The following is a 7,033-nucleotide window of genomic DNA, read 5'->3' on the forward strand; positions in this document are numbered from 1 at the left end:
GTCATTTATATTTAATCCAAATAATTATTTATATTTGTTTTAAGTTAAATATTATACTAACCCCTGAAACCTCTGCTGTTTGCCTTTTATTCTCTGCTATTAATGCAAGTCAATGGTTAAATGCTAATTGACTATTTGCCAAATTATCCTTACCTTTGTCCCTATCCAACTCAAAACTTAAAACTCAAAACTTATGAAGTGGTTTTTATTCCTATTAAGCACAGCTCTTTACGCCAATGACGGGGCTTTCTTCGGTTCGGGCAATCACTTAGTCCCTATTATGGAAACCGATATTTCCGTACAAAAGGAAATCCTGTACCTCAAAAAAATACAAAACAATTATATAGAAGTCTCCGTCTATTACGAATTCTTCAACCCCAAGGAGGATAAGGAAATCACCGTAGGTTTCGAGGCCGAAAGCCCCAGCGGCGATGTAAATGGTGCCCCTAAGAACGGACACCACCCTTATATGTTTGATTTTACGGTAAACCTGAACAATGCCTTCCTCCCTTTCCAAATCGCCTATGTAACCGATTCCCTCTACGCCAAAGGGGGGAAGATAAAGAGCATAGACCTCAATACTTTCAACGGTAATAAGGACGGCAACGATATTGATTTCAGGTACGTCTATCACTTCAAAGCCAAGTTCAAAAAGGGGGTCAATATCCTCAAGCATACCTACAAATACAATATATCTCAAGGCATCGCCTACAACTACCACTTTGACTATATCCTCACCGCAGCCAACCGCTGGGCGAATAAGCGCATAGACGACTTTACCCTCATCATAGACATGGGTGCTTTCCAAACCGCCTCCATAGAACGCACCTTTTTCAAAAGCGGCAGAGAATGGCTTCTCAGTGGCGTAGGCAAAATCACCGAAACAACCCTCAAAGGCGGAGGAGACGGTACTGACCTAAATACTACCAACTTCTATGTACAGCAGGGATTACTCCTTTTCCAAAAGAAAAACTTTACCCCCAAGGGCGAACTCCATATCTGTGATTGGGCACTATGGGTACATCAGAGTGCGGGCTTCCCTATTGACTACCCCTTCACCATTGACCTACCCAACTTCAAATACGAAACAGAACCCAAAACAGAAGAAGAGAAGCGCCTGCTACGCAACCTCCCCTTTGCCCGCCGCGGCTATATCTTCAAGGACAAGACCCTACAAGCCTTCTATAACAAACAGGATTGGTACCAGCCAAACCCCAGCTATATCCCTGAAGTAGAACATCTTAGCCAAAAAGAAAAAGAGCTGATCAATAGCCTAAAATAAAACGGATGAAGAAAGAAATACTCATAAGTAGTGATGGTAATTATGACAATTTAGTCGCTGAAATCTACATTGATGACAAATATATCGCGCTTGTTAGCTACGATGAGGAGCATAATTTTTTCGTAGAAACACCTACCATGAATCGAAGCAATGAGGAAATAATAACCCATAAGGTAGAATACAATACCTTTATCGAACTATTAGAAGAAGCTAAAAATAGTTTAAAATAACATAGGACAATCCGTTTCTTGCAGCTCGTGCCCATTATAAGCAGCCTCTATGGCTCTTTATTGAGAGTTGTAAGTCTGAGATAAGACCAAAGGTCTTATTATAATCCGTGAAAATCCGTAGGAGCTTTTGTTATATCGAACTCACGTTAGTTTAGGAAACAATTCATCAAAATATGTAATGGTCAAAATAGAAAAAATCACAAGAGGACAGATCACCATATCTTACAAAGGTCAGTATTACAATATCTTAGGAGAGGGTCTTTTACTTACAAAAGATAATACCTATAGTTACATTATCTATCGTAATTCCATAGATAATACACTTTCCTATGTGGAACAAGAGACTATATTACAGGCTATTATAGAACATTTTTGGAGCAAAGGACAAAAGGTAATCATTGAATAGTTTGTTTCTCAACTCTTAATTTTTAAAGATGAACCATCATTTAGATAACTATTATTCAGGCAATTCGGCTTGGAATCAGTTTGTAAGTCTTTATGCAGCCCCTCTGTCATCACACAGCCTGTACCTGCTTTAGACAATCTAAGCATTGCCGACTGTATCGCAGCTCCAAATCTCCTACAAAGATTAAAAGAATGTCTCATAAGAATGAAATAGCCCCCCATAGCTCAAAATTAAAAACTCAAAACTCAAAATTATGTATTGGCTTTTACTTATCATAGCAGGCCTTTTTGAGGTCGCTTTTACTTTCTGTCTTGGCAAAGGAAAAGAAACACAAGGTACCACTATGTACCTATGGTACGGAGGCTTTTTGCTCTGCACTTTTATCAGTATGTCCCTACTGATGAAGGTTTCCCAACACCTTCCCTTAGGCACGGCCTATGCCGTATGGACAGGTATAGGCGCCGTGGGTACCGTCTTAGTTGGAATTTTAGTCTTCAAGGAACCCGCTTCCTTCTGGCGCCTCTTCTTCCTCACTACCCTCATAGGCTCGGTAGTAGGACTCAAAGCAGTATCTAGTTAGTTTTGAGTTCATAATTTTGAGTTTATAGTTCTCAGTTCGTAGGAAACTCAAAATTCAAAACTAAAAACTGAAAACTAATTTGGCATACTTTTTGCTGCAAACCCTCCCTGAAAAAACAATCCCAATGAGAAAGATATTTATTATCGCCAGTATGCTATGCTTCTTTTCGGAAGCCATGGCACAGATTAAGCTACCCCAACCCAGCGTAAAGGGTAGCATAGAACAAATGGTCGGACTTACCGAAGTGGAAGTAAGCTACACACGCCCAGCTAAGCGTGGTAGAAAAATCTTCGGAGAACTGGTACCATACAGCCGTGTATGGCGTACAGGCGCCAATGAAAACACCACTATCTCTTTCAGTGAAGACGTATCTATCGCAGGCAAAGTACTCCCTAAAGGGAAATATGCCCTCTATACCAAACCTGAAGCCGACAAATGGACTTTCTACTTCTATAAGAAAAATGACAACTGGGGTGTTCCTCAACAATGGGACGAAAACCAAATCGCCCTACAAGCCGAGGCTAAACCTATCCCCTATTCCATGGAAACAGAATACCTTACCATTGAGCTGAATCCTATCAACTATAACGACGGGAAAATAGCGGTACGTTGGGATAAAACTTTAGTAGAACTGCCTTTCCACACCCAAACCCAAGAGCAGTCCATGGAGAATATAGCCGACAAAATTACAGCTACTTCTTCTGCTCGCGATTACTACGAAGCGGCCAACTACCTGCTTACCTCCAATGGAGACCTTGACAAGGCCAATGAGTTCATCACCAAATCACTCAGCATGCAGACCGATGCTCCCTACTATATGTATCGCGCGCAGGCTGTGATTCTCTCCCGATTAGGGAAAACCAAAGAAGCTATCAAAGCTGCTGAAACTTCCCTACAAAAAGCTAAAAAAGAAGGTAACGAGGATTATGTGAAAATGAATCAAGATTCTATCTCCCAGTGGAAGAAAAAACGAAAATAGTGACTAACGACAAGTGACCAGTGACTAGTTGTTAGTCACTAGTCATTTGTCATTATTTATACATATCAATATCTATCCAAGCATTAAGCCTATGAAGTAGTTCTAGTATTTTATTATCAAAAACGATGGCGGGACAGCTCTCCTTAGGACTCATTTCTACACAAAAAAGTAATTTTGAGGTAAGAGCAAACGCTTTAATAAAGGAAGCTAATTCTTCCAAACAAGGAGTTACCTGAGCAGCAAACACCTCCAAATTATCTTCGATAAGAAGAGTTTCAAGAGGAGCAAAATTATATTCCCAGAAAGTCTCTTCACTGACACGATATTTTAGTCGGTCTCCCTTATAAGCGGTTTGAGTAGGTGGAAAACCCATGATATTGGTTACCTTATCCACATCAAAATAGTCTCCATATATACAAAAAGAAAGGCGAATAGTGGTTGGCTTGTCTTTCATTAGTTGGTTATTGGTTATCTACTGACGACTGATTTTTGATTCCTATTCTAACATAGGTGCGCTTATCAATATCTTCCGAGAAGTATCTGCATATAGTAGGCATATACAGATACCCATCATTACTAAAAAACTCAGGTTCTTTTTCATCATAATCAAGTAGCCAATAATGAGGCTCCAGAGTAATCAGTTTTTTAAAAGTAAAAGAACGCTTCTTTTCTACTTTATAGAGCGTTAGGATTATTGAAAAATAATCGCTATATACATCCACTACATACTTGCCATCAGGTGTGGGGAGAGGATTGCGCCCCATTTCCGCCTCTGCTCCTGTTTGCTTATCTATAAAAAGAGTTTCCCTGCTTCTGTAGACAACACGCGACACTACATATTGCTCTAAGTCAGATATTTCACCTAAATAGAGATAAAATATAATTTCTGTATCTTCTGTAGGCCCTTCATCTACGAATGTTACTATTTGCTTTTTACAAGGAAGGGTCATTACTCCTGATTCTTGCTTAATGGCCAAGCTATCTTTCTTGAGAAAATTATAACGATGCTTGAGTGCTTGCTGATACACCTGCCGAGGTATCCTTTCTATCGTAAAAAATTTACCAAAAGTAGTAGTATCTGATATTTCACCTCTTCCATCGTTGATAGCCTCCAAAAGCTTCTTTTCTGTAATATCAAGTAAATCTTCTACAAGTGGCCATTCTGGTTCTTTTACAAGTATATCCTCTTCTACCTTTTGTTGCCTTTGAAAGAGGTTACAGCTGGTAATACTTAGTATTAAAATAAGAGAGATAAAATATTTCATAGATTAGTTATAATACTGTTTACGGATTTCTAATTCTTAATTCCTATCTTGATATACATTCGTTGTTTATTGGGGTTATTATGCTCGTCAAAGAAATTACTCACCACGTTCATAGGCGCATACAAATAGTCATTTTTACTAAAGAAAATAGGTTCTTTATCAAGATCATAGACATCCCAACTCTTTGTATATCCTTCTACTAAGGTGTCTATTTTCAGCGGTTTTATATGTTCTATACGATACAAAGAAATAAGCCTATCCCTATCATAGTAGTCCCTACCTATATTGATGATATACCTCTTATCAGCAGAGAGAAAGGGAAACTTCTCAAATCTTCTTTTCTCCCCCGTGGTCTTATCTATCAAGATATAAGCCAATGATCTTTCAGTATCTTCCAATACCACATACTGATCAATAGCAGGTATATTGCCTAAATAGGTATAGATCATATCAAAATGCTTGTCCGCAAGTTCAGATATATCATCTTTTAGATAAACCGTCCTCTGTTTGCACACAAAAGTAAGTTTGCCTTTCTTTTTTACAATCGCAAGTGTATCTCTTTGAAGGAAATCTACTTTATTTTTCAAGGCTTTTTGATATTCTTCAGAAGAGACTTGATTTATATTCAGATACTTAGAGATAGTATCAGAAATATCTCCATAGATACTCTCTACAAGTACCTCCCCTGTCATTTTGGACTTCAGGGCTTCCCAATCTCCCATGTCTTCTTTTTCCACATAGCCTCTTTCCGTTTTATAAAGTTCCTTTCCTTCGGCTATAATCTCCAACTTATCCCCCATTATGAAAAAAAGGGATGGTATAGAGTCTGTCAAACTAGCATATCTCGTTGTTACATCTTTAATCACATACAACTCCTTCTCCACAGGCACAAACACTTCATCTTTCCAGAAACTCGCCACACTTTCCCCTGCCGACTGTTGTTTTTGGAAAAGGTTACAGCCAGCAAGCAATAGTGTTAAAATAAAAGAGATAAAGTATTTCATAGATGAGTTATAATGCTATTTACTAATTTCTAATACCTATTTTAAGGTATAATGGACAAAAATGTTGCTTTTTTTGGGTATATAGCTTCTAATGGACAAAAGTGTTGCTCTTTTTTAGACAGGTATTTGGATAATACAAAAAACTACCTTACCTTTGCCCTATCTGTATAAACGGAAATAGGCTCTGCTGGGGAGCAACCTATCAGGGATAATACAGATGCTATACAAAATGTTAATATGAGGGAGCTTGTAATAAGGCTCCCTATTTTTTTAATATTTTGGCAGCCCTATGCCTTTAAAAACCCATCAATAAATTTCTTTTTCCTTTCCAAAGACAAACCATTATGATTCCTTAGTTTATTCTTTAAGTCCGCAAAATGACCATCTATTGCATTCGTTGTATTGGGAATATTTAGTTCTATTTTATTATACCAAGTAAAGAGCCATGATAAGTTGTTTTTCAAACTTCTATAGGCGCTTCTTAGCTTTTTATGTGTATAATGTGTTCTGCCTGTCAATGGATTAATACTTCTCTCTTTGAGAAAATCTCCCCATTTTTCATGCCATAATCCCAAAATTCCTTCAAATGATTCTTTGTCTGTATTAGTCAATAAATTCACTACTTTTATTAGTTCTTGCGCAGCAGGGAGTTTAGGATTCTTGGTTAAATATCTGACAATAATTGCCTTTTGATGGAATTGACACATTTGAACAGGAATATCATTAAAAGACTGTAATAGTCCTTTTCTTCCATCGCAAACAATTGCTATAACTTCAAAACCTTTGCTTATAAGTTCTTGAATTCCTTTTATATACAAAGCATTCGTTTCATTTTTCACATAGTACTTTAGAAGGTTCTCTTTAGTTATTGCATCTTTAAAAAGCATAACGCCAAACTCTCTTCCCCAATAAGTTGTATCCATCAGAACGATCACCTTTCGGGCTGTTTTAAGCTGTTTCTTGACAGAATAATTATCTAACTTTCTTTGGATTGTTCTTATAGAACACCTATATTTTTCAGCTAATTGAGCATAAGTCTGTTTACCTTTGACATACTCTTCCCAAAGTAAATCTTCATCTATATTCAATTGCCTCTTGGCTAAAAAAGTCTTTCCACAGGCATAACACTTGTATCGTTGAACACCCTCTTTAGTGCCATTTTTCTTAGTTATTTTGCTGCCACAGTAAAAGCAAATTTTTTATTCATCTTTTCAAATAGCTGCAAAGGTAGATAAAATAAGGGATTGAAGAACTTTCGAGCAACATTTTTGTCCATTAAGCCAAAAA

General features: G+C 37.6%; 9 protein-coding genes. 5 read left to right on the forward strand and 4 right to left on the reverse strand.

Translation table 11 applies throughout. From position 1 onward, the window contains the following. Nucleotides 1-193 precede the first annotated feature (193 nt). From HMPREF1154_RS03420 to HMPREF1154_RS03440, 5 genes are all read left to right on the forward strand, one after another. Nucleotides 194-1,282, forward strand: coding sequence for a YARHG domain-containing protein (locus HMPREF1154_RS03420; RefSeq protein ID WP_009641137.1), 1,089 nt, complete (start codon nt 194-196; stop codon nt 1,280-1,282). Between the two features lie 5 nt (nt 1,283-1,287). Next, nucleotides 1,288-1,512, forward strand: a complete 225-nt coding sequence (locus HMPREF1154_RS03425) for a hypothetical protein (protein ID WP_009641130.1) — start codon at nt 1,288-1,290, stop codon at nt 1,510-1,512. 178 nt (nt 1,513-1,690) lie between these two features. Continuing rightward, nucleotides 1,691-1,918 (forward strand): Imm74 family immunity protein, encoded by a 228-nt coding sequence (locus tag HMPREF1154_RS03430; protein ID WP_009641153.1) that lies wholly within the window; start codon nt 1,691-1,693, stop codon nt 1,916-1,918. A 253-nt stretch (nt 1,919-2,171) separates the two neighbouring features. Then, nucleotides 2,172-2,498 carry a DMT family transporter gene (locus HMPREF1154_RS03435; RefSeq protein WP_009641105.1) on the forward strand — a complete coding sequence of 109 codons (327 nt, stop codon included), beginning with the start codon at nt 2,172-2,174 and terminating at the stop codon, nt 2,496-2,498. 124 nt (nt 2,499-2,622) lie between these two features. Continuing rightward, nucleotides 2,623-3,477 carry a DUF2911 domain-containing protein gene (locus HMPREF1154_RS03440; protein WP_034566841.1) on the forward strand — a complete coding sequence of 285 codons (855 nt, stop codon included), beginning with the start codon at nt 2,623-2,625 and terminating at the stop codon, nt 3,475-3,477. A 52-nt stretch (nt 3,478-3,529) separates the two neighbouring features. Here the strand turns inward: HMPREF1154_RS03440 and HMPREF1154_RS03445 are convergent, their stop codons facing one another. The 4 genes from HMPREF1154_RS03445 to HMPREF1154_RS03460 all read right to left on the reverse strand — a co-directional run bounded on the left by HMPREF1154_RS03445 (nt 3,530) and on the right by HMPREF1154_RS03460 (nt 6,834). Beyond that, complete coding sequence (locus HMPREF1154_RS03445) at nt 3,530-3,931, reverse strand: DUF4279 domain-containing protein (RefSeq protein ID WP_009641136.1); 402 nt, start codon at nt 3,929-3,931, stop codon at nt 3,530-3,532. 7 nt (nt 3,932-3,938) lie between these two features. Next, on the reverse strand, nt 3,939-4,742 hold the full coding sequence (locus HMPREF1154_RS03450) for a hypothetical protein (protein ID WP_009641109.1): 804 nt from the start codon (nt 4,740-4,742) through the stop codon (nt 3,939-3,941). Between the two features lie 29 nt (nt 4,743-4,771). After that, nucleotides 4,772-5,746, reverse strand: coding sequence for a hypothetical protein (locus tag HMPREF1154_RS03455; protein WP_009641121.1), 975 nt, complete (start codon nt 5,744-5,746; stop codon nt 4,772-4,774). 287 nt (nt 5,747-6,033) lie between these two features. Further along, nucleotides 6,034-6,834, reverse strand: coding sequence for an IS256 family transposase, variant Zn-binding type (locus HMPREF1154_RS03460; RefSeq protein ID WP_009641149.1), 801 nt, complete (start codon nt 6,832-6,834; stop codon nt 6,034-6,036). Nucleotides 6,835-7,033 lie beyond the last annotated feature (199 nt).

It is taken from the genome of Capnocytophaga sp. CM59, from assembly GCF_000293175.1.
Classification (GTDB): Bacteria; Bacteroidota; Bacteroidia; order Flavobacteriales; family Flavobacteriaceae; genus Capnocytophaga; species Capnocytophaga granulosa.